19 protein-coding genes, 3 tRNA genes and 1 pseudogene are annotated in these 21,098 nt (G+C 63.1%); 3 read left to right on the top strand and 20 right to left on the bottom strand.

Annotated features, from left to right (window positions below; genetic code table 11):
- Nucleotides 1–2: 2 nt before the first annotated feature.
- The 4 genes from FB481_RS04350 to FB481_RS04335 form a co-directional block, all read right to left on the bottom strand.
- Nucleotides 3–353, bottom strand: coding sequence for a PilZ domain-containing protein (locus FB481_RS04350; RefSeq protein WP_093502026.1), 351 nt, complete (start codon nt 351–353; stop codon nt 3–5).
- A gap of 94 nt (nt 354–447) precedes the next feature.
- On the bottom strand, nt 448–813 hold the full coding sequence (locus FB481_RS04345; protein ID WP_093502029.1) for a hypothetical protein: 366 nt from the start codon (nt 811–813) through the stop codon (nt 448–450).
- On the bottom strand, nt 810–1,127 hold the full coding sequence (locus tag FB481_RS04340) for a helix-turn-helix domain-containing protein (protein ID WP_147175191.1): 318 nt from the start codon (nt 1,125–1,127) through the stop codon (nt 810–812). The genes FB481_RS04345 and FB481_RS04340 overlap by 4 nt, the downstream gene beginning before the upstream one ends.
- Nucleotides 1,128–1,242: 115 nt before the next feature.
- On the bottom strand, nt 1,243–1,833 hold the full coding sequence (locus FB481_RS04335; protein WP_093502033.1) for a TetR/AcrR family transcriptional regulator: 591 nt from the start codon (nt 1,831–1,833) through the stop codon (nt 1,243–1,245).
- 148 nt (nt 1,834–1,981) lie between these two features.
- Between FB481_RS04335 and FB481_RS04330 the strand changes: the two genes are divergently transcribed.
- Together FB481_RS04330 and FB481_RS04325 are read left to right on the top strand one after the other, a co-directional pair.
- Nucleotides 1,982–3,154, top strand: a complete 1,173-nt coding sequence (locus FB481_RS04330; protein ID WP_147175190.1) for a MexC family multidrug efflux RND transporter periplasmic adaptor subunit — start codon at nt 1,982–1,984, stop codon at nt 3,152–3,154.
- Between the two features lie 18 nt (nt 3,155–3,172).
- A complete protein-coding gene (locus FB481_RS04325; protein WP_093502526.1) occupies nt 3,173–6,307 on the top strand; it encodes an efflux RND transporter permease subunit in 3,135 nt (1,044 codons plus the stop codon).
- A 27-nt stretch (nt 6,308–6,334) separates the two neighbouring features.
- Here the strand turns inward: FB481_RS04325 and FB481_RS04320 are convergent, their stop codons facing one another.
- The 4 genes and pseudogenes from FB481_RS04320 to FB481_RS04310 all read right to left on the bottom strand — a co-directional run bounded on the left by FB481_RS04320 (nt 6,335) and on the right by FB481_RS04310 (nt 9,527).
- Nucleotides 6,335–6,943, bottom strand: coding sequence for an FMN-dependent NADH-azoreductase (locus tag FB481_RS04320; protein WP_147175189.1), 609 nt, complete (start codon nt 6,941–6,943; stop codon nt 6,335–6,337).
- A gap of 91 nt (nt 6,944–7,034) precedes the next feature.
- Nucleotides 7,035–7,898: a methyl-accepting chemotaxis protein gene (locus FB481_RS23505; protein WP_372239542.1), complete on the bottom strand. Its 864-nt coding sequence runs from the start codon at nt 7,896–7,898 to the stop codon at nt 7,035–7,037.
- Nucleotides 7,890–8,660 (bottom strand): annotated as a pseudogene (locus FB481_RS23500) (MCP four helix bundle domain-containing protein); the annotation flags it as partial. The pseudogene FB481_RS23500 and the gene FB481_RS23505, both read right to left, overlap by 9 nt.
- 81 nt (nt 8,661–8,741) lie before the next feature.
- Entirely contained in the window at nt 8,742–9,527 is a 786-nt protein-coding gene (locus tag FB481_RS04310; RefSeq protein WP_306109830.1) for an EAL domain-containing protein, read from the bottom strand.
- Between the two features lie 393 nt (nt 9,528–9,920).
- Here FB481_RS04310 and FB481_RS04305 point away from each other — a divergent pair, with 393 nt between their 5' ends.
- Nucleotides 9,921–10,928 (top strand): AraC family transcriptional regulator, encoded by a 1,008-nt coding sequence (locus FB481_RS04305; RefSeq protein WP_093502040.1) that lies wholly within the window; start codon nt 9,921–9,923, stop codon nt 10,926–10,928.
- 156 nt (nt 10,929–11,084) lie between these two features.
- Here the strand turns inward: FB481_RS04305 and glpT are convergent, their stop codons facing one another.
- The 12 genes from glpT to FB481_RS04245 all read right to left on the bottom strand — a co-directional run bounded on the left by glpT (nt 11,085) and on the right by FB481_RS04245 (nt 21,060).
- The gene (gene glpT, locus FB481_RS04300) at nt 11,085–12,431 is read right to left on the bottom strand and encodes a glycerol-3-phosphate transporter (RefSeq protein WP_093502042.1); all 1,347 of its coding nucleotides are present in this window, start codon (nt 12,429–12,431) and stop codon (nt 11,085–11,087) included.
- Nucleotides 12,432–12,758: 327 nt separating this feature from the next.
- Nucleotides 12,759–12,835 (bottom strand) — tRNA-Asp (locus tag FB481_RS04295).
- Between the two features lie 97 nt (nt 12,836–12,932).
- Nucleotides 12,933–13,009: transfer RNA gene (locus FB481_RS04290), tRNA-Asp, on the bottom strand.
- Between the two features lie 37 nt (nt 13,010–13,046).
- Nucleotides 13,047–13,122, bottom strand: a tRNA-Val gene (locus FB481_RS04285).
- A gap of 99 nt (nt 13,123–13,221) precedes the next feature.
- Nucleotides 13,222–13,986 carry an SDR family oxidoreductase gene (locus FB481_RS04280; RefSeq protein WP_147175187.1) on the bottom strand — a complete coding sequence of 255 codons (765 nt, stop codon included), beginning with the start codon at nt 13,984–13,986 and terminating at the stop codon, nt 13,222–13,224.
- Nucleotides 13,983–15,194 (bottom strand): O-succinylhomoserine sulfhydrylase, encoded by a 1,212-nt coding sequence (locus FB481_RS04275; protein ID WP_147175186.1) that lies wholly within the window; start codon nt 15,192–15,194, stop codon nt 13,983–13,985. Before FB481_RS04275 ends, FB481_RS04280 begins: the two co-directional genes overlap by 4 nt.
- 67 nt (nt 15,195–15,261) lie before the next feature.
- A complete protein-coding gene (purF, locus tag FB481_RS04270) occupies nt 15,262–16,767 on the bottom strand; it encodes an amidophosphoribosyltransferase (protein ID WP_093502048.1) in 1,506 nt (501 codons plus the stop codon).
- 28 nt (nt 16,768–16,795) lie between these two features.
- Nucleotides 16,796–17,362 (bottom strand): CvpA family protein, encoded by a 567-nt coding sequence (locus FB481_RS04265; protein ID WP_147175185.1) that lies wholly within the window; start codon nt 17,360–17,362, stop codon nt 16,796–16,798.
- Between the two features lie 80 nt (nt 17,363–17,442).
- Nucleotides 17,443–18,084: an SPOR domain-containing protein gene (locus FB481_RS04260; protein ID WP_147175184.1), complete on the bottom strand. Its 642-nt coding sequence runs from the start codon at nt 18,082–18,084 to the stop codon at nt 17,443–17,445.
- Nucleotides 18,068–19,375: a bifunctional tetrahydrofolate synthase/dihydrofolate synthase gene (folC, locus tag FB481_RS04255; protein WP_147175183.1), complete on the bottom strand. Its 1,308-nt coding sequence runs from the start codon at nt 19,373–19,375 to the stop codon at nt 18,068–18,070. The genes FB481_RS04260 and folC overlap by 17 nt, the downstream gene beginning before the upstream one ends.
- On the bottom strand, nt 19,372–20,256 hold the full coding sequence (gene accD, locus FB481_RS04250; RefSeq protein WP_093502056.1) for an acetyl-CoA carboxylase, carboxyltransferase subunit beta: 885 nt from the start codon (nt 20,254–20,256) through the stop codon (nt 19,372–19,374). Before accD ends, folC begins: the two co-directional genes overlap by 4 nt.
- Before the next feature lie 171 nt (nt 20,257–20,427).
- Nucleotides 20,428–21,060: a phosphoribosylanthranilate isomerase gene (locus FB481_RS04245; protein ID WP_147175182.1), complete on the bottom strand. Its 633-nt coding sequence runs from the start codon at nt 21,058–21,060 to the stop codon at nt 20,428–20,430.
- Nucleotides 21,061–21,098: the final 38 nt, after the last annotated feature.

The following is a 21,098-nucleotide window of genomic DNA, read 5'->3' as shown; positions in this document are numbered from 1 at the left end:
TGTCAGGGCGGTGTGGCCGGAATACCGCGGTCGACGCGCAGGCGCTCGACGAACGCCACGTAGTCATCGCCGGGCTGCAGCAATTGCAGCCCGAGCTCCTGATGACCACTCTGCGGATTTTCCCGCACCCACAGGCAGGTGGCGTTGAGCTCCACCTGGCTCATGGCACCATCACTGGCGCGCATGCGCAGACTCAGGCCGAACTGTGCACCCACCTCCACCGGCAGGTCGCAGATCAGCCGCAGACCGTCTTCGCAGACGTCACGGGCGTAACCGATGAGCTTGCCAGAGTGGCGGTCGCTGACCTTCACCCGGAACAATGAACGAAACATGATGCGGCTGTATTGACGCATGGCCCTGCCAACGTATGGGAGTCAGCCATACAGAGCGACCCGGCCGCCCCGAAACTTAAATGCCTGGGCAGAAGATGGCGGATCGTCAGGTTGGTCAGGGTGTATCGGGATACTCGAACTCGAACACCCGGGCTACTTCCGAAGCATGCCAGGAGGCGGCCGCGACGCCGTCGGGGGCGCCGTCGAAACGGCCCAGGCGGGTGACGCACTCGAAGAACCCGGTGCGTGGCAGGCGGCTGGCGCCCTGGCTGATCACCAGGGCGCTGCGCAGCGGTCGGTCACTGCGCGCATCCAGTGCGGCCAGGTGTTCGAGCGCAGCGGTAAGGGTTTGCATGGCCGGCGCCGGTAGCGCGAGGCGCTCGATCAGCGCGCGGTAGGTCAATAGATGGCGCTGCCGGCGCGCATCTTCGAGCGCTGCGAGCAGCGCCTCCCAGTGCGTGCGGCTGATGCGCACGCTCATGCCTGCCAACCGGAGATGCCGAGCACCCAGGCCAGCGCCCGCAGAATGGCGGCATCGGGCTGGCGCTCGCCGCTTTCGATCATACCCAGATAATGCGGGCTGATGCCCACCGCGCGCGCCAGCTCGTCACGACTCAGGCCCTTGCCTTCACGCAACGCGGTAAGCTCGCTCAACGGCTTGGGCGCATCGGCATCGGGCTGGCTCGGAACCACTGCAGGGCTCTTGCCGGCCGCCTGGAGCAGCGCCTGATACTCGGCCCACGGCAGCACCGCGTATTCCGGCTCGCCGTTGCGCTCGATCACTTGTACGTTCATGCTTGGTTTCTCCGCAAAGCGCAGCATCCCTCTGCGTGCACCGGCTCAAAGTCTTCAGATAGCCGGATACTACCAGCCCTGCCGCCCAGCGCGCTCGCAACACGTCAGCGCCTGTTCAGGTCGCCGCGCCCTGCATGAAGAACTGCAGCAGCGACGCGCCCATGCTGGCCCGCGCTACCCGCCCCCGTCGCTCGCCATCGACCAGGCCGAACAGCAGCGAGGCGAACAGCTCGGTCAATACCGGCGCGCCGATATCGATTCGGAAAATCCCCTCCTGCTGGCCGCGCAGGAAGAATTGGTCCAACGCATTGGTATACGGCAACCAGCGCGCTTCTTCGCCGCACTGATGCAGCGAGTCAGGGCGCCACTGAAACATCAGGAATACCAGCAGGTCACGATGCACCAGGTGCCCGTCCACCAGACGTTGCAAGGCTTCTGGCACCGGCGCATGCTGCAGGTCGGCTTCGGCGATGACCTGGTTCATCACCTCTGAGCCATAGTCGAAGAGCATCTCGATCAGGTTGTCGCGGGTTCCGCAAAATCGGTTCAGGGTAGCCTTGCTGACCCCGGCCGCCTCGGCGATTTCCTTGAAGGTTCCACGGGGCTGCTCGACCATGGCCACGGCCAAGGCCTTAAGGAGTTTTTCTTCAGCGACAGGTCGTTGTGTCAATGCATTGCTCTCAAGTTTTTCTTCACGGCGCGCCATTGTGCAGCAAAAGTCTCAATATCCGTAATAACTGCCAAATCTAGTCACAAAAAATGCAAATGAGACAATATTGACTCACCCGCATCTATAGCTGACCATTCGCGCCTTTCCAGAATAATTGCAACGGGCATTGCGCCCCAGGTGAAGCATGAGCAGGATTCGCGCAGGTCACGTCGTTTCGGCGATCACCCTCTCCATGGCCATCGCTCTGGCCGGCTGCGACAAGAGCGAACAGGGCTGGGGGGAAGCGCCACCGCGTGAGGTGGATGTGCTCACCGTCAAGACCGAACCCTTCACCGTGGTGGCCGAACTGCCGGGCCGCATCGAGCCGGTGCGTGTAGCAGAGGTGCGTGCGCGGGTTGCCGGCATCGTACTCAAGCGCACCTTCGAGGAAGGCGCCGACGTCAAGGCCGGTGACCTGCTGTTCCAGATCGACCCCGCGCCCTTCAAGGCGGCGCTGTCACGCGCCGAGGGCGAACTGGCCCGCACCGAAGCGCAGCTGTTCCAGGCCCAGGCCACCGTCGAGCGCTATCAGCCGCTGGTGAAGATCAACGCGGTCAGCCAGCAAGACTTCGACGTGGCCCGCGCCACCCTGCGTAGCGCTCAGGCCGACAAACGCTCGGCCCAGGCCAATGTGGAAACCGCCAAGCTGGATCTGGGTTACGCTCAGGTCCGCGCGCCCATCGCCGGACGCATCGGCCGTGCCCAGGTGACCGAAGGCGCGCTGGTCGGCCAGGGCGAAACCACCCTGCTCGCCCGCATTCAGCAGCTCGACCCGGTGTATGCGGACTTCAGCCAGCCGGCTGCCGATGCCCTGCGCCTGCGCGCCGCCATCGCCGATGGCAAGGTTTCCGGCGAGGGCGACAAGGCGCTGTCGCTGCGCGTCGACGGCACCGATATCGAGAGCAAGGGCACCCTGCTGTTCACCGACATTTCGGTAGACCGCAGCACCGGGCAGATCGCCCTGCGCGGGCGCTTTGACAACCCCCAGGGCGTGTTGCTGCCGGGTATGTACGTGCGGGTGCGCACACCCCAAGGGCTCGACCAGGACGCCATCCTGGTACCGCAGCGCGCCGTGCAGCGCTCCGCCGATGGCAAGGCCAGCGTGATGCTGCTCGGCGCCGACAACAGCGTGGAAGCGCGGCCGGTCACCACCGGTGCCATGCAGGGCGCCCGCTGGCAGATTACCGAAGGCCTCAAGGCCGGCGACAAGGTCATCGTCAGCTCACTGGGCGCGATCCAGCCAGGCGCCAAGGTGGTGCCCCGTGAACACGGCGCGCCAGCGCCAGACACGCCCGCCAACCCTTCACAGGCGCAGTAAGCCGGAGCCCATGACATGATGTCTCTGTTCTTTATCCGGCGCCCGAACTTCGCCTGGGTGGTCGCGCTGTTCATCACCATGGCCGGCCTTTTGGCTATCCCCTTTCTGCCGGTTGCGCAGTACCCCAACGTGGCGCCGCCACAGATAACCGTGACCGCCACCTACCCGGGTGCTTCGGCCCAGGTGCTGACCGACTCGGTCACCAGTGTGATCGAGGAAGAGCTCAACGGCGCCAAGAATCTGCTGTACTTCGAGTCCACCAGCAACGCCAACGGCATCGCCGAAATCACCGTGACCTTCCAACCGGGCACGGACCCGGAACTGGCTCAGGTCGATGTGCAGAACCGCCTGAAGAAAGCCGAAGCACGCATGCCCCAGGCTGTGCTGACCCTGGGCATTCAGACCGAACAGGCCACCGCTGGCTTTCTGCTGATCTACGCCCTGAGCTACAAGGATGGCGGCGCCAACGACGACACCACGGCGCTGGCCGACTATGCCGCGCGCAATATCAACAACGAGATCCGCCGTGTACAGGGCGTCGGCAAGCTGCAGTTCTTCGCCTCCGAAGCGGCCATGCGTGTGTGGATCGACCCGCAGAAGCTGGTCGGTTATGGCCTGTCCATCGATGACGTCAACAACGCCATCCGTGCCCAGAACGTACAGGTGCCGGCCGGCGCCTTCGGCAGCACGCCGGGCAGCGCCGAGCAGGAGTTGACCGCGACCCTGGCGGTCAAGGGCACCCTGGACAGCCCCGAGGAATTCGCCGCCATCGTGTTGCGCGCCAACCAGGATGGCTCGCGCCTGACCCTGGGCGATGTCGCGCGTATCGAGGTCGGCAGCCAGGATTACAACTTCGGCTCACGCCAGGACGGCAAGCCGGCCGTGGCCGCTGCCGTGCAACTGGCCCCTGGCGCCAACGCCATCCAGACCGCAGAGGCGGTCAAGCAGCGCCTCACCGAGCTGTCCGCTGGTTTCCCGGAAAACGTGCAGTTCTCGGTGCCCTACGACACCTCGCGCTTCGTCGATGTGGCCATCGACAAGGTCATCATGACTCTGGTCGAGGCCATGGTGCTGGTGTTCCTGGTGATGTTCCTGTTCCTGCAGAACGTGCGCTACACGTTGATTCCGTCGATCGTGGTGCCGGTGTGTCTGCTCGGCACATTGACCTTCATGTACCTCTTGGGCTTCTCGGTGAACATGATGACCATGTTCGGCATGGTGCTGGCCATCGGCATCCTGGTCGACGACGCCATCGTGGTGGTGGAGAACGTCGAGCGGATCATGGCCGAAGAAGGCCTGGAACCGGTGCCGGCGACCATCAAGGCGATGGGCCAGGTGTCCGGGGCGATCCTGGGCATTACCCTGGTGCTGTCGGCGGTGTTCCTGCCACTGGCGTTCATGGCAGGTTCGGTGGGGGTGATCTACCAGCAGTTCTCGCTGTCGCTGGCGGTGTCGATCCTGTTCTCGGGTTTCCTGGCGCTGACCTTCACGCCGGCGCTGTGCGCCACCATTCTCAAACCGATCCCCCAGGGGCATCACGAGAAAACCGGTTTCTTCGGCTGGTTCAACCGCAAGTTCACCGGCCTGACCGGGCGTTACACCAGGCTCAACAGCAAGCTGGTACCGCGGGCCGGGCGCTTCATGTTCATCTATCTGGGCATCGTGGTGCTGATGGGTTTCTTCTACCTGCGCCTACCGGAATCCTTCGTGCCGGTCGAGGATCAGGGCTACATGATCGTCGACATCCAGCTGCCGCCCGGCGCGACGCGCGAGCGCACTTCGGCGACCGGCAAGCAGCTGGAGGAGTTTCTCGCCACCCGCGAGGCCGTGGCAACCTCGTTCTTGGTGCTGGGCTTCAGCTTCTCGGGCATGGGCGAGAACGCCGCCATCGCCTTCCCGCTACTCAAGGACTGGTCCGAGCGCGATTCGCAGCAATCGGTCGAGGCTGAGACGGCCGCAGTCAACGGCCGCTTCGCCAACCTTGATGACGGCGCCATGATGGCCGTTCCACCACCGCCGATCGAAGGCCTGGGCAACTCCGGCGGCTTCGCCCTGCGTCTTCAGGACCGCGGCGGCCTCGGCCGCGAAGCGCTACTGGCAGCCCGTGACCAGGTGCTCGGCAAGGTCAACGGCAACCCGCTGTTCCTCTACGGCATGATGGAAGGCCTGGCCGAAGCGCCGCAGCTGCGCCTGGTCATCGACCGTGAGCAGGCACGCGCCCAGGGCGTCAGTTTCGAGTCGATCAGCAATGCGCTGTCCACCGCCTTCGGCTCCTCGGTGATCAACGACTTCGCCAACGCCGGTCGCCAGCAGCGCGTGGTCGTACAGGCCGAACAGGCCGCGCGAATGACCCCGGAAAGCGTGCTCAAGCTGCACGTGCCCAACGACAGCGGCAATCTGGTGCCACTTAGCGCTTTCGTGACCACCCAATGGGAACAGGGCCCGGTGCAGGTGGCGCGCTACAACGGCTACCCGTCGATCCGCATCTCCGGCGACGCCGCTCCTGGCGTCAGCACCGGCGAGGCCATGGCCGAACTGGAGCGCATCGCCGCCGACTTGCCGGACGGTATCGGCTACGAATGGACTGGCCTCTCTTACCAGGAGAGGGTCGCCAGTGGCCAGGCGGTGATGCTCTTCGCCCTGGCCATCGTGGTGGTGTTCCTGCTGCTCGTCGCCCTGTACGAGAGCTGGGCGATTCCGCTGGCGGTGATGCTCATCGTACCGGTCGGCGCCCTCGGTGCGGTGCTCGCGGTGACCGCCATCGGCCTGCCCAACGACGTTTACTTCAAGGTCGGCCTGATCACCGTGATCGGCCTGGCGGCAAAGAATGCCATCCTGATCGTCGAGTTCGCCAAGGACCTCTGGGAAGACGGTTACTCGCTGCGCGATGCCGCCATCGAAGCCGCTCGCCTGCGCTTCAGGCCGATCATCATGACCTCCATGGCCTTCATGCTCGGCGTGGTGCCGCTGGTGATCGCCACCGGCGCAGGCGCCGCCAGCCAGCGCGCCATCGGCACCGGCGTGCTGGGCGGTATGTTCAGTGCGACCTTGCTGGGGGTGATCTTCGTGCCGATCTTCTTCGCCTGGGTACTGTCGCTGCTGCGCAGCAAACCGCAGCAAACCGACAACCATCCCCTGCACAAGGCGGAGTAAGGCGGTTGCCTATGCGGCAGTCGTCGGTCAGTAAACGCGAGATAGCGCAGCCTTGGCGACCTTGATGCCTTCGCTGCGCTCCAGCTCGCCTTTCAGCGCCCCTTCGGCCCTGACGAAGCGCACGTCGGTGATGCCCAGGAACTTGAAGAAGCTCTGCAGGTACGGCTCCTGGAAATCCATCGGTGCCATGGGCCCGTGGGAATAGAAGCCGCCGCACACCGACACCACGATCACACATTTGCCGCCGGCCAGGCCTACGGTGCCATGCTCGGTGTAGCTGAAGGTGCGCCCCACCTGAGCAATACGATCCAGCCAGACCTTCAACTGACTGGCAATGGAGAAGTTGTACATCGGCGCACCGATCACCAGGATGTTGCTGGCCAAAAACTCGTCTACCAATTGCTCGGAAAGCCGATGCTCCTGTTGCAGCGCTTCGTCGGCATCAGCCAGCTCACCCCCCTGGAAACCGGCGAATATCGGACCGGTCAGGTGGTTGATGGGGTTTTCGACCAGGTCTCGGTACAGCACCTCGGCATCCGGGTAGATAGCACGCAGGTTGGCGACTGCGATGGCAGACAGCTCCTTGCTCAACGAGCGATCGCCCGAGATGCTCGAGTCCACATGCAGGATTTTCATTGTTTTCCAAGTCACTTCTGAAGCGGCGATAAAGTAAACAACGGCGCCGAACGCCAGCTATCTGTGGCGAGTCGTTCGGCACCGTTCGTGGTCAGACCCGGAAAGCGGTGACCAGACCATTGAGGCTAACCGCCAGGCTGGCAAGCTCCTGGCTCGCGGCACGGGTCTGGTTGGCACCGGCCGAGGTCTGCTGCGACAGATCGCGGATATTCATCAGGTTGCGGTCTACCTCACGCGACACCTGGGCCTGCTGCTCCGCGGCGCTGGCGATCACCAGATTACGCTCGGTGATCGAAGCGATAGCCTGCACGATGTCATCCAGCGCGTCGCCGGCGGCCTGGGCCAGGGTCAGCGTGGTATCGGCGCGGGCACTGCTGCTCTGCATGGCGGCCACCGCATGTTCGGTGCCGTGTTGAATGTTCTCGATCATCTGTTCGATTTCCCCGGTCGACTGCTGGGTACGATGCGCCAGCGCCCGTACCTCATCCGCGACCACCGCAAAGCCCCGTCCCTGCTCGCCAGCCCGAGCAGCCTCGATGGCCGCGTTCAGGGCCAGCAGATTGGTCTGCTCGGCGATGGAGCGAATAACAGTGACCACCTGGCTGATCTCGCGCACGCTGCCGGCCAGCTTGCCGACCTCTTCAGAGGTTTCGGTAACGTCCCGGGCCAGCAGATGGATGGAGTCGACGGTCTTGCGCACTTGCTCCTGCCCGCCGTGCGCAGCCTGCTCGGACTGGCGCGATGCCTCGGAGGTGCTGACCGCGTTCTGCGCCACTTCCTCCACCGTGGCAGTCATCTGGTTCACCGCAGTGGCCGCCTGCTCGATCTCATCGTTCTGCTGATACAGGCCGCGGGTCGCATCCTCGGTTACCGCCTGCAGCTCTTCGGATGATGAGGCCAACAGATTGGACGACTCGCCAATACGCTGCAAAGTAGCGCGCAAGCTGCCCTGCATGGTGGCCAAGGCTTTTAGAAGCTGCGCGGGCTCATCATGGCCTTGGTGCTCGAAATCGCGGGTCAGGTCGCCGGCGGCGATGCTCTGGGCGACCTCGACCGCCTCGCCAAGCGGTTTGACAATACTGCGAGTCAGCACAATTGCCAGGGTAATGGTCAGCAGCGTAGCCATGAGCACCACCAGCGCCACGGTACGTGTGCTGCTCTCGAATACCTCATCGCTTTCGCCGAAGTCACGCATGGCGCCCTGGCGATTGTATTCGGTGAGCGCCTTGAGCTCTTCGACCAGTTGGTCACCTTCCTGAGCCATGGAACCGGTCAGGATCCGTTCGGCACTCGCCCGCTCACCACGCATCAATTGCTCGACCACGTCGCGCTGGTGCTGCAGGTAGCGATCCTTGACGCCGAGCAATTGCTGCACAAGAACACGCTCGGAATCGGAGTCGACCAAGGGTGTGTAGTCGTTCTGCGCGCGGGCCAGATCCGCCTTGGCGCTGTCCAGCGCGGGTAACGCAGCACGGCGTGCCTCGTCGCTATCGAGGGCGTAGAAACGCAGGGTCAGCGCCCTGACGCGCATGACCGACATGCCCAGTTCATTCAGGGCCAGTGTCGACGGAAACCACTTCGCCTCGATACCATCGCTCATGCTGTCCATGCGCTTCATTTGCTCGAAGGTGATGATTCCCAGCACAACCAGCAAGGTAGCCAGGGCGGCGAAACACGCACCGGCACGCACACCAATCTTCAAATTTCTAAGCGCCATCACTTGCCTCTCGGTTATCAGGCGTCCGACCGGCCGCCAGGTATCGGATCGCACATGCCTACTCCACGCGCAACCCGGGATTCATGCACCTTTCAACACGCACGGCATGTCCAGGCCTTCGATGAGTTTTTGCGGGCGGGCGAAGAGAAATCCCTGTACCCACTGCGCTTCGCAATCACGGCTGATTGCCAGGTCATCGGTGGTTTCGATGCCCTCGACCACCACATGGGTAGCCAGGGTGTTGCACAGGCCAACCAGGTGCCGGAGGGTTCTGGCATGCAGCGCGGAGCGCCGCGCGCGCTGCACATAGCCCTGATCGATCTTGATGATGTCCGGCTGCGCATCTTGGATAAACGCCAGCGTGGCGAAGCCTGCTCCGAAGTCGTCGATGGCCACATGGCAGCCGGTGCTGCGCAACTGATGAACAAACTCGACGGCCTGATCATGGCCGCAAGGTGCCGAACTCTCGGTGATCTCGATGACCAGCCGCGCGGCCAGATCGGCGTCAACCAGTCGCTGCAGCATCAACTCCCAGTGGTAATCGATTCGCGCGCTCTGGGCCGAGACATTGCAGCCCAACGTCAACATCGGATTTGCCTGCAGCAGGCCAACAACCGCGTCGAGCACGAAATGGTCGAGACGCCGCATCGCATGGCGGCGCTCCAGCAAGGCGAACGGATTAAAGCCCAGCGGCTCGCCTTCGCTGCGCAGCAAGCCCTCGCTGTATAAGGAGCGCTGGATGTCGGTGGCAGATCTCACCGGCTGAAAGGCCAGATGAAAGCGGCCGCACTGCAGCTGCTCGTAGAAATACCGCACGCGTGCTTCGTCGGCGGCCAATTTGCTGGCAGACATGGCGTCGAGGCCCATCATCGGGCGCTCAGCGAACATCGAAGGCATGAGTCGATTTCCATAGTTGCGATGTATCGCTCATCGCGCAAACGTTTGCGCATAGCAGCGGATAGCCACTATTCGATAAGATCGCTAATCGGCTGACAGGAATTTGCGTGATCGCTCAATAGCACCACATCGGGGTATCAACGCGGTGTACAGTCGCTCGCAGCAACAGCTACCGATCACGGAGTGGGACGTGCGGCTTTACTTATGGCTTAGCCTCACTCACGGCCCAGCAGGAGCGGCACGGATAAGGAGCGCAATTCTCTCAGCGTGCACAGGCGACAGCCAGTGTTCCCGGGCGCCCCTTTGTTGTCCGCACACGCAAGGGCTGTACAACTTCATTCAGCGGGCTATCCAGGACATGCGATGTACACAGTGACGAGCAACTGCTTCCAGGTGATGGCCAAGACCTTTCTCGAACAAGGTGTGGACCCGCGCAAGCTCGACCAGCAGTTGTTACTGGCCCTGCACAACGGCACGCCGATCACCCTGGCCCAGGTATACAGCCTGTTCAGCCAGGCCAGCGAACAGACTGGCAATCCTGACATCGGCCTGGGTGCCTATGCTCACGCCCACCCCAGTGCTCTGGGTGCACAGTGCTACCCAATGATGTCCAGCCCGACCCTGGGCACAGCGCTTAAGCTGATGGTCGATTATCATCCCCTGGTCACCAATGGCTCGCACTACCTGCTCGAACAACGCCAGGACACCTTGAAGCTGATCGGCCTGGAAGTCGGTACTTCGCCCATACCCGCACCGCGCGCCTTCATCGATGCCGGCGCCGCGCTGACCCTCGGTGTCATCCACTGGCTGACCCCCCATCAGCGCCCCAAGCCGCTGGGCGCCGAATTCACCTACGCACAACCGGCAGATACCACCCGCCTTCGCCAGATGTTCGGCGACAACCTGCGCTTTTCGGCGCCCCACAACAGCATGATCTTCAGAGCACGTGATGCGGCCATCGCACTGCCGACGGCGGACGCGGCGCTGCATGTCATGCATCAGGAATACGCGCAGTCGCGCCTCGATGATCTGGTCAAGGGCTCAGTGGCCGCCCGCGTCGAGCGCCTGCTGACCAGACAGCTCACGCAGGGCATCAACCTGGACCTGAGTGAAGTCGCCAGCACCTTGCTGCTCAGCAAACGCGGCCTACAAAAGGCCCTGGAGCGTGAAGCGGTGAGCTTCGTCCAACTGCAGGAAGAGACACGCCTGAAGCTGGCGCACAACCTGTTGCGCAACTCCACACGCAGCCTCAAATACATTTCCGCCACTCTGGGTTTTCGCGACCAGAGCAGCTTTCACAAAGCGAGCATGCGCTGGTTTGGCATGCCGCCAAGCCAGTACCGCAATCACGAAGACGTGCTGACCAACTGAGCAACCGGTACTCGGCCAGTTATTGCAGCACGCAGGAATTGATAGGAATGCAGCCAGAGCCGGGCATTGCGCCCTGGCGTTCGGCAGGCTGCAAGAAAGCTAGTGCCCACCACAACGTGCCGAACACGTGGCAGGCGCCACGCGTTCGGCAGTCGGTTAGCCGGCGCGCTCTTCGCTAGGCGCCTGCTTGTGCCACAAGGTCGGGATCAGGAACACGATGGCCAGCAGACACGCGCCGATCAGCAGCACGAAGCCACCATCCCAGCCGAAGTGGTCGACCGTATAGCCCATCGCAGCACTCGCGGCGACCGAGCCACCCAGGTAGCCGAACAGACCGGTAAAGCCCGCAGCCGTACCAGCGGCTTTCTTCGGCGCCAATTCGAGCGCATGTAGACCAATCAGCATCACCGGCCCGTAGATCAGGAAGCCGATGGCGACCAGTGCAGCCATGTCCACCAGCGGGTTGCCCGGCGGGTTGAGCCAGTAGACCACGGTCGCCACAGTCACCAATGCCATAAACACGACGCCGGTCAGGCCGCGATTGCCACGGAACACCTTGTCCGACATCCAGCCGCACAGCAGCGTGCCGGGGATGCCTGCCCATTCGTAGAAGAAGTAGGCCCAGGAGCTCTTGTCGACAGTGAAGTGCTTGACCTCTTTCAGGTAGGTCGGCGCCCAGTCCAGTACGCCATAGCGCAGCAGGTAAACGAAGACGTTGGCCAACGCGATGAACCACAGCATCTTGTTGCGCAGCACGTACTTGACGAAGATTTCCTTGGTGCTGAATTCCTTCTCGTGGCTTTCGTCGTAGCCCTCGGGGTAGTCGTTCTTGTATTTCTCGATCGGCGGCAGGCCGACCGACTGCGGCGTGTCACGCATGGTCGCGAAGGCGAACACTGCGACCAGCATGGCGACCGCAGCGGGTACATAGAAGGCAGCATGCCATTCATTGAACAGGCCCATGCCAAGCAGGAACAGCGGGCCGATCAGGCCACCCCCCACGTTGTGGGCAACGTTCCACACCGACACTACGCCACCACGCTCCTTCTGCGACCACCAGTGCACCATGGTTCGGCCACTGGGCGGCCAGCCCATGCCCTGAGCCCAGCCGTTGATGAACAGGAGGATGAACATGATGGTCACACTGGAGGTTGCCCACGGTGCGAAACCGAAAACGAACATCACCCCGGCCGATACCATCAGGCCGAAGGGCAGGAAGTAACGGGGGTTGGAGCGATCGGAAATCAGCCCCATGAGAAATTTCGACAAACCATAGGAGATGGCGATGGCCGACATCGCCAGGCCCAGTTGCCCACGGGTGTAACCCTCCTCTTCGATGAGGTAGGGCATGGCCAGCGAGAAGTTCTTGCGCAGCAGGTAATAGCCTGCGTAGCCGATGAAGATACCGGCGAAAATCTGCCAGCGAAGGCGGCGGTAGGTACTGTCTATCTGATCATCAGGCAATGGTTCCCGATGAGGGGCGGGACGAAAGAAGGCGAACATCTAAAGGCTCCAGTTCTTGTTTTAGCTGCACGTGCAAATGTGACAGTTGTGTGACATTTTCATTTGCGAAAATATCACTCACTAGTGAAACGGTAAAGATAACAATCTGTTGGAATCCGAAAGTAATGTAAGCATTCGGACCAGAGGCAGCAGTCGCTGACCCGGTTCTGACTATCCAGGCCGCCAGCAAGCGCCAACGTCATGCTGAGCCGCACACCTTTGCCGGCCAGATAAACGCTGAGGATGGATGCTCAATTACGGGAGGCAGAAACAAGAAAAGCGGCCCTAGGGCCGCTTTTCAGGAAACCTGCTCGAGGCAGGTGGATATGGCGCAGCGGACGGGACTCGAACCCGCGACCCCCGGCGTGACAGGCCGGTATTCTAACCGACTGAACTACCGCTGCGTGTCGGTGGACTTGCGTCCGTAGAACTCGTGCTTCGTCAGATGCGTAGGCTTGGCCTTCGCATCACATCTCAGATCAGGATCTCAGATGGAAAATATGGCGCAGCGGACGGGACTCGAACCCGCGACCCCCGGCGTGACAGGCCGGTATTCTAACCGACTGAACTACCGCTGCGCGTCGGTGGACTTTCGTCCGTTTCTCTCAAGGCAAGTGGTGGGTGATGACGGGATCGAACCGCCGACCCTCTGCTTGTAAGGCAGATGCTCTCCCGGCTGAGCTAATCACCCTTGGCCTTGCGAGGACGCGAAATTTACGCGGGCACCCAACCTAAGTCAAGGCCGGCGTTGAATTTTTTTCAAAAAAGACGCGATGCACCCGATCACGCCTCAGCGGTAGATCATCTTGCGTGTCATGCCGCCGTCGGTGACGAACTCCTGACCCGTCACGAAGCCCGCTTCGGGCGACAACAACCAGGCCACCAGCGCTGCCACGTCCTCGACCTGCCCTACCCGCCCGACAGGATGCTGCGCGTGATCCTCAACGCTCAGCGGCTCACTGGCACGCTGCGCCGCATCGCGGGAATCGATCCAGCCCGGGCTCACCGCATTCACTCGAATGCTCGGGCCGAGGCTGATCGCCAAGGCGTGCGTGAGGGCTATCAGCCCACCCTTGCTCGCCGCATAGGCTTCGCTCTCGGGCTCGGACTGGCTGGCGCGGGTCGACGCCATGTTGACGATGGTACCGCCCGTTGCACGCAGGTGCGCCGCACAGTGTTTGGCCAACAGCATCGGCCCGCTGAGGTTGATCGCCAGCACCTGATTCCACTGCTCCAGCGACAGCTCTTGCAACGGTCCGCTATGGGGGCTGGCGACCCCGGCATTGCACACCAGGGCATCCAGCCTGCCAAAGCGTTCGATGACCGCTGCTACGCCTTGGGCGACCTGGGTTTCATCCGACACGTCCATGGCCACGAATGCGGCATGCTCGCCCAGGGCGGCAGCGACCTCGGCGCCCTGGCTGCCTGCCAAATCGCAGAGCGCTACCCGCCAGCCATGCTCCAGCAACCAGTGTGCGACACCTTCACCGATGCCGCGCGCAGCACCGGTGACCAGCGCAACGCGGCCATGGGCGACCTCGCCGGCAGCATTCACAGGGCCTGCAAGCCTCGGCTCAGATCGGCCTTGAGATCGGCGATGTCTTCCAGGCCGACGGCTACCCGAATCAGGCTGTCACGAATCCCGGCATTCTCGCGCTCCTGGGGCGAAAGGCGCCCGTGGGAGGTGGTCGCCGGATGAGCGATGGTGGTCTTGGTATCGCCCAGGTTGGTGGTGATGGAAATCACCCGCGTAGCATCGATGAAGCGCCAGGCGCCCTCCTTGCCACCCTTGACCTCGAAGCTGACCACCGCACCGAAAGCGCTTTGCTGGCGCGCAGCCAGCTCGTGTTGCGGATGACTGGTGAGCCCGGCGTAGTGAACCTTCTCGATGCTTTCCTGCTGCTCCAACCAGCGCGCCAGCTCCAGCGCCGTGCTGCAGTGCGCCTGCATGCGAATGCGCAGGGTCTCCAGGCCTTTGAGGAAAATCCAGGCATTGAAGGGGCTGAGGGTCGGCCCAGCGGTACGCAGGAAGCCCACCACCTCGGCCATCAGTTTGGCGCTGCCGGCTACCACGCCGCCCATCGCCCGGCCCTGGCCATCGATGTATTTGGTGGCCGAGTGCATGACGATGTCCGCGCCAAGCTTCAGCGGCTGCTGCAGCGCTGGCGTGCAGAAGCAGTTGTCCACCGCCAGCAGTGCGCCCTTCTCGTGGGCGATGGCCGCCAGGGCCGCGATGTCGACCAGCTCGGCCAGGGGGTTGGAGGGCGACTCGACGAACAGCAGCTTGGTGTTCGGCTTGAAGGCGGCGGCCCAGCCCTCGAGGTCGGCCAGCGGCACATAGTCCACCTGCACGCCGAAGCGCTTGAGGTACTTCTCGAACAGGCTGATGGTCGAGCCGAACACGCTGCGCGAGACCAGCACGTGATCGCCTGCGCTGCACAGGCTCATGACGATGGACAGGATCGCCGACATGCCCGATGCCGTGGCGACCGCCTGCTCGGCGCCCTCCATGGCTGCGATGCGCTCTTCGAAGGCACGCACCGTCGGGTTGGTGTAACGCGAATAGACGTTGCCCGGCACCTCACCGGCGAAACGTGCCGCGGCATCGCCAGCGGTACGAAACACGTAGCTGGAAGTCGGAAACAGCGCTTCGCTGTGCTCGCCTTCCGGCGTGCGGTGTTGGCCGGCACGGACCGCCAGCGTGTCGAAGCCTACGCCGTCGAGATCGCTGTCGAGCCGACCGGCTTCCCAATCCTGTGTCATATCCTTTTCCTCATCCAGAAAACAGGCCGGGCCCAAAGGGCCCGGTTGTTGAATCATTTAACATCGATCAGTTGTTGTACAGATCGATGATCTCGCTGACCGCTTGCGACTTGGCCTTGTTGCCATCGTTGCGCGCCAGGTCGATGCGATTCAGGTAAGCCTCGTCGACATCGCCGGTGACGTACTCACCGTCGAATACCGCGCTGTCGAACTGCTCGATCTTGATTTTGCCGCCACCGACCGCTTCCTTCAGGTCGTCGAGATCCTGGTAGACCAGCCAGTCGGCGCCGATCAGCTCGGCCACCTGCTCGGTGGTGCGGCCATGGGCGATCAGTTCATGGGGGCTCGGCATGTCGATACCGTAGACGTTCGGGTAGCGAACGGCCGGTGCCGCGGAGCAGAAATACACGTTCTTGGCGCCGGCTTCGCGGGCCATCTGGATGATCTGCTTGCAGGTGGTGCCGCGCACGATGGAGTCATCGACCAGCATCACGTTCTTGCCGCGGAATTCCAGCTCGATGGCGTTGAGCTTCTGGCGCACCGACTTCTTGCGCGCCGCCTGGCCCGGCATGATGAAGGTCCGGCCGATGTAGCGGTTCTTCACGAAACCTTCGCGGAACTTGACGCCCAGATGGTTGGCCAGCTCCAGCGCCGAGGTGCGGCTGGTATCGGGAATCGGGATGACCACGTCGATATCGTGCTCCGGGCGCTCGCGACGGATCTTGTCGGCGAGCTTCTCGCCCATGCGCAGGCGCGCCTTGTAGACCGATACGCCATCCATGATGGAGTCGGGGCGTGCCAGGTACACGTGCTCGAAGATGCACGGCTTGAGCTGCGGGTTCGGCGCGCACTGGCGGGTGAACATCTGGCCTTCTTCGGTGATGTATACCGCTTCGCCCGGCGCCAGGTCGCGGATCAGGGTGAAGCCGAGCACGTCCAGAGCGACGCTTTCGGAGGCGATCATGTACTCGACGCCTTCGTCGGTGTGGCGCTGGCCGAACACGATCGGACGGATGCCGTTCGGGTCGCGGAAACCAACGATGCCGTAACCGGTGATCATCGCCACCACGGCGTAGCCGCCGCGGCAACGCTTGTGCACGTCCTTCACCGCCGCGAACACGTCTTCTTCGCTGGGGTTGAGCTTGCCGCGCACGGCCAGCTCATGGGCGAACACGTTGAGCAGCACTTCGGAGTCGGAGTTGGTGTTGACGTGACGCAGATCCGATTCGTAGATCTCCTTGGCCAGCTGCTCGACGTTGGTCAAGTTGCCGTTGTGCGCCAGGGTGATGCCGTACGGCGAGTTGACGTAGAACGGCTGGGCTTCGGCCGAGCTGGAGCTGCCTGCGGTCGGGTAGCGCACGTGGCCGATGCCCATGTGGCCGACCAGGCGCTGCATGTGGCGCTGCTGGAACACGTCACGCACCAGGCCGTTGTCCTTGCGCAGGAACAGGCGGCCTTCATGGCTGGTGACGATACCGGCAGCATCCTGGCCGCGGTGCTGGAGGACGGTGAGGCCGTCATACAGCGCCTGATTGACGTTCGATTTACCGACGATACCGACAATGCCACACATGTGACGCAACCCCTACTCAGTGAAACGACTATTTACCGGTGCCGACAGGAGAAGCCCCCTGCAGCACCTCTTTGAACGGCAGCTCGACTGGCTCGCGTATACCGCTGGCCAGCCACTCGCTGGACACACCCAATATGAGGTTCTTCGACCAGTCTGCAACCAGCAGAAAATGCGGCAGCAAGGCCGACTGCTGCCACCAGGCATCCTGTTGCACTGGCCCCAGGCTGAGCAGCCCGACCGCCACCACGACCAGCAAGGCGCCGCGGGCGGCACCGAACACCATGCCCAGGAAACGATCCGTACCCGACAGACCGGTCACGCGGATCAACTCGCCAATCAGGTAGTTGATCAGCGCGCCGACCAGCAGCGTCAATACGAACAAGATCACGCAGGCAGCGATGACACGGGCGGACGGGGTTTCGATATAGGCGTCGAGATGCTGTGCCAGCGCGCCGCCGAACATCCAGGCGACCACGCCAGCGATGATCCAGGTGACGAGCGACAGGGCTTCCTTGACGAAGCCTCTGCTCAGACTGATCAGACTCGAAACGGCGATGATGGCGATGATCGCCCAATCGACCCAGGTAAATGCCACGATGCAGGCTACCGATGGAAGAGGCGCTGCATTTTAGCAGAGCCCTGCCCATCGGTTAAGCGCGGATAACATGCTAAGCGTCAGTTGCTTTCCGGCTGGAAGCGCACCACGAAGCCATTGAGCTTGTGCTGGCGGTTGAGTTGGTCACGCAGGCGGTCGGCCTCGACTCGCTCGACCAGCGGCCCGACGAATACCCGGTTCATGCCATCGGCAGTGCGGATATAGGCATTGTAGCCTTGGGCACGCAGGGTCTTCTGCAGATTTTCCGCGCCCGGGCGACTCGACAGACTGGCCAGCTGCACCGACCAGCTGACCGGCAGACTGTTGACGTCCAGACGCTCGGCCGGAGCTTTCTGCGGTGGCGGCGCCACTTCGGCCGGCTTGCTTGGCGCAGGCTGCGCGACCGGAGGCGGCGTTGGCACTGCAGGCTCGCTGGCCGGCAGTTCGCTGATGGGCTGCTCGACCGGCGGCTGCGCCTGATCGGTGGGCGAGCTGTCGACCGGTACCGGTTCCTGCGGTAGTTCCTGCGGGTCGGGCACGATCACCGGCTGCATCTCGATTTCAGGGGTGACCGGCTTGGCGGGAATGCTCGGCGCATCGACCACCACGTGCCGCAGCTCGTCGGGACGGGAAAGCAGCATCGGCAGGAAGATCACGGCCAGGGCCACGAGCACCAGCGCGCCGACGATACGTTGCTTGGTTCCACTATCGAGCATTGCCATCCTGCACAACCTCCTGGGCGTAGCGCTCCAGCCACATCAGGGCTTCGGCCACGCAGAAAAAAGACCCAAAGAGCAGAATTTCATCACCGTCTGCAGCCCGCGCGCACTGCGCCTCCAAGGCACTGGCGACATCACCGTACGCCTCGACCTGAGCACCACAAGCAGCCAGGTGCGCGTGCAGCTCGGCAGCGGGACGCGAGCGTTCGCTGGGCAGCGTCGCCACCGCCCAATGGGCGATGTCCGCCAGCAGCGGTGCCACCACACCGGGCAGCTCCTTGTCGGCCAACAGACCGAACACCGCCAGGCGCTGCCCCGCTATACCGCGCGCCTGCAAACGACCGGCAAGAAACTGCGCGGCATGGGGATTGTGTCCCACGTCGAGCAACAGAGTGAGGGACTTGCCGCGCCAGTTCAAGTGACGACGATCCAGGCGACCGGTCACCCGCGTGGCCTGCAGGGCACCGGCGATGCGCTGGGCATCCCATGGCAGGTCCAGCAAGGCGTAGGCCTGCAACGCCAGTGCGGCATTTTCCATGGGCAGATCGAGCAGCGGCAGGCCCTCGAGACGCAGCACCTCGCCGGTGGCGGTCAGCCCATACCAATTCCAGCCTGACTCACTGACGCTCAGGTCGAAATCCCGGCAACGCAGGAAGAACGGGCAATCCAGTTCGGCGACCCGTTCGAGCAGCGGCAGCGGCGGGTCGAAATCACCACACAGCGCCGGCTTGCCCGCGCGCATGATGCCAGCCTTCTCGAAGGCCACTGATTCACGGGTATCGCCCAGCCAGTCGGCATGATCGACACCAATGCTGGTGATCAGTGGGAGGTCGGCATCGACCAGATTCACCGCATCCAGGCGCCCGCCCAGGCCGACTTCGAGCACCGCGACATCCAGGCCGGCGCGCTCGAACAGCCAGAACGCCGCCAGGGTGCCCATCTCGAAATAGGTCAGTGAGGTTTCGCCGCGGGCCGCCTCGACGGCGGTGAAGGCTTCGCAGAGGCCGGCATCGCTGGCCTGCTCGCCATCGATCTGCACCCGCTCGTTGTAACGCAGCAGGTGCGGCGAACTGTACACCCCGACCTTCAGGCCCTGGGCACGCAGCAAAGAGGCGATGAAGGCGCAGGTCGAGCCCTTGCCATTGGTGCCGGTAACGGTGATGACACGCGGCGCCGGCCGAGACAGGCCAAGACGCGCCGCCACTTCACGGGAGCGCTCCAGGCCCATGTCGATGGCGCTCGGATGCAGACGCTCCAGGTACGCCAGCCACTCGGCCAGGGAGCGCTGGGTCATGCGCTGACCGGCAGTGCAGCAGGTGTTGGCTGGTGAGTGAACTGCGCCAGCAGACGGGCCAGGCGCGGACGCAGCTCGGCACGGTGAATGATCATGTCGATGGCACCGTGGTCGAGAAGGAACTCGCTGCGCTGGAAGCCTTCGGGCAGTTTCTCGCGAACGGTCTGCTCGATCACGCGCGGGCCGGCGAAGCCGATCAGCGCCTTGGGCTCGGCGACAATCACGTCACCCAGCATCGCCAAGCTGGCGGATACACCGCCGTAGACCGGATCGGTCAGCACGGAGATGAACGGAACCCCCTCTTCACGCAGGCGCGCCAGCACGGCGGAAGTCTTGGCCATCTGCATCAGCGAGATCAGCGCTTCCTGCATGCGCGCACCACCGGAGGCGGCGAAGCAGATCAGCGGGCAGCGGTTCTCCAGGGCCACGTTGGCAGCCTGCACGAAACGCTCACCGACGATGGCGCCCATCGAGCCGCCCATGAACGAGAACTCGAAAGCACAGGCCACGACCGGCATCCCTTCCAGGCTGCCGCTCATGGAAATCAGGGCATCCTTCTCACCGGTCTGCTTCTGGGCAGCGACCAGGCGATCCTTGTACTTCTTGCTGTCGCGGAATTTCAGGCGGTCAGAAGGCTCAAGATCGGCACCGATCTCCTCACGGCCATCGGCATCCAGGAAGATGTTCAGGCGGGCGCGGGCATCGATGCGCATGTGGTGGTTGCATTTGGGGCAGACGTCCAGGGTCTTTTCCAGCTCCGGCTTGTACAGCACCGCTTCGCAGGATGGGCACTTGTGCCACAGGCCTTCAGGTACCGAACTCTTCTTGACCTCGGAACGCATGATCGAGGGGATCAGTTTGTCTACCAGCCAGTTGCTCATGCTCTCAATTCTCCAACGCTGTAGGCTTCAACATGCTTGCTGCACATGACAAGCGAATTCACAAAGCGGTCGCTGCTGGGGCCGGCTGATGCCCGCCACCTGCTTCGACCACGAAAAAAGTACGCGCTGTTCGCGGCGATAGAAGTATGGACGGCTCACCCTGCGGCGCCGTCACATCGACTCTCCAACGCCGCGCACCGCGCGCACGAAGTCTTTGACCTTGTGGGCATCCTTGATGCCCTTGCTGACCTCCACGCCGCCGCTGACATCCACCGCGTAAGGACGCACCTGAGCGATGGCTGCCGCGACGTTGCCGGGCGTAAGACCGCCAGCCAGTATCACCGGTTTGCTCAGTTGCGCCGGCACCAGCGACCAGTCGAACGCCTGCCCCGTGCCGCCAGGCACACCATCGACGAAGGTATCGAGCAATACGGCGCGTGCGCCCGGGTAGGCGTCAACCTGCGCGGCGACATCATCCCCCGCGCGTACACGCAACGCCTTGATATACGGCCGACGCAGCGCTTCGCAGTCGGCTGGACTTTCGTCGCCGTGAAATTGCAGAAGATCCAGGGGGACGGCAGCTAGCACCCCTTCGATTTCGCGCGGCGGCATGTCGACGAACAGGCCGACAGTGGTCACGAACGGCGGCAGCCCGGCGACGATGGCCTGGGCCTGGGCAATCGTCACCGCGCGCGGGCTGGGCGCATAAAACACAAGCCCGATGGCATCGGCGCCGGCCGCTACGGCAGCCAGCGCATCCTCGAGGCGAGTAATCCCACAGATCTTGCTGCGAACCACTGACAAAAGACGAATACCTCCGCGAAAGGCCGGATGGTAACAAA

The organism is Pseudomonas sp. AG1028, assembly GCF_007993955.1.
In the GTDB taxonomy this organism is placed as follows: domain Bacteria; phylum Pseudomonadota; class Gammaproteobacteria; order Pseudomonadales; family Pseudomonadaceae; genus Aquipseudomonas; species Aquipseudomonas straminea.
This window is presented reverse-complemented; position numbering and strand designations above follow the sequence as displayed.

Coding starts and splice junctions, on each gene's coding strand:
- FB481_RS04340 (WP_147175191.1), bottom strand. CDS start 1,127: ATGAACGTACAAGTGATCGAGCGCAACGGCGAGCCGGAATACGCGGTG.
- FB481_RS04335 (WP_093502033.1), bottom strand. CDS start 1,833: ATGGCGCGCCGTGAAGAAAAACTTGAGAGCAATGCATTGACACAACGA.
- FB481_RS04345 (WP_093502029.1), bottom strand. CDS start 813: ATGAGCGTGCGCATCAGCCGCACGCACTGGGAGGCGCTGCTCGCAGCG.
- folC (WP_147175183.1), bottom strand. CDS start 19,375: ATGACCCAGCGCTCCCTGGCCGAGTGGCTGGCGTACCTGGAGCGTCTG.
- FB481_RS04325 (WP_093502526.1), top strand. CDS start 3,173: ATGTCTCTGTTCTTTATCCGGCGCCCGAACTTCGCCTGGGTGGTCGCG.
- FB481_RS04350 (WP_093502026.1), bottom strand. CDS start 353: ATGCGTCAATACAGCCGCATCATGTTTCGTTCATTGTTCCGGGTGAAG.
- FB481_RS04320 (WP_147175189.1), bottom strand. CDS start 6,943: ATGAAAATCCTGCATGTGGACTCGAGCATCTCGGGCGATCGCTCGTTG.
- FB481_RS04260 (WP_147175184.1), bottom strand. CDS start 18,084: ATGGCAATGCTCGATAGTGGAACCAAGCAACGTATCGTCGGCGCGCTG.
- accD (WP_093502056.1), bottom strand. CDS start 20,256: ATGAGCAACTGGCTGGTAGACAAACTGATCCCCTCGATCATGCGTTCC.
- FB481_RS04305 (WP_093502040.1), top strand. CDS start 9,921: ATGTACACAGTGACGAGCAACTGCTTCCAGGTGATGGCCAAGACCTTT.
- FB481_RS04275 (WP_147175186.1), bottom strand. CDS start 15,194: ATGACACAGGATTGGGAAGCCGGTCGGCTCGACAGCGATCTCGACGGC.
- glpT (WP_093502042.1), bottom strand. CDS start 12,431: ATGTTCGCCTTCTTTCGTCCCGCCCCTCATCGGGAACCATTGCCTGAT.
- purF (WP_093502048.1), bottom strand. CDS start 16,767: ATGTGTGGCATTGTCGGTATCGTCGGTAAATCGAACGTCAATCAGGCG.
- FB481_RS23505 (WP_372239542.1), bottom strand. CDS start 7,898: ATGCAGGGCAGCTTGCGCGCTACTTTGCAGCGTATTGGCGAGTCGTCC.
- FB481_RS04310 (WP_306109830.1), bottom strand. CDS start 9,527: ATGGGCCTCGACGCCATGTCTGCCAGCAAATTGGCCGCCGACGAAGCA.
- FB481_RS04330 (WP_147175190.1), top strand. CDS start 1,982: ATGAGCAGGATTCGCGCAGGTCACGTCGTTTCGGCGATCACCCTCTCC.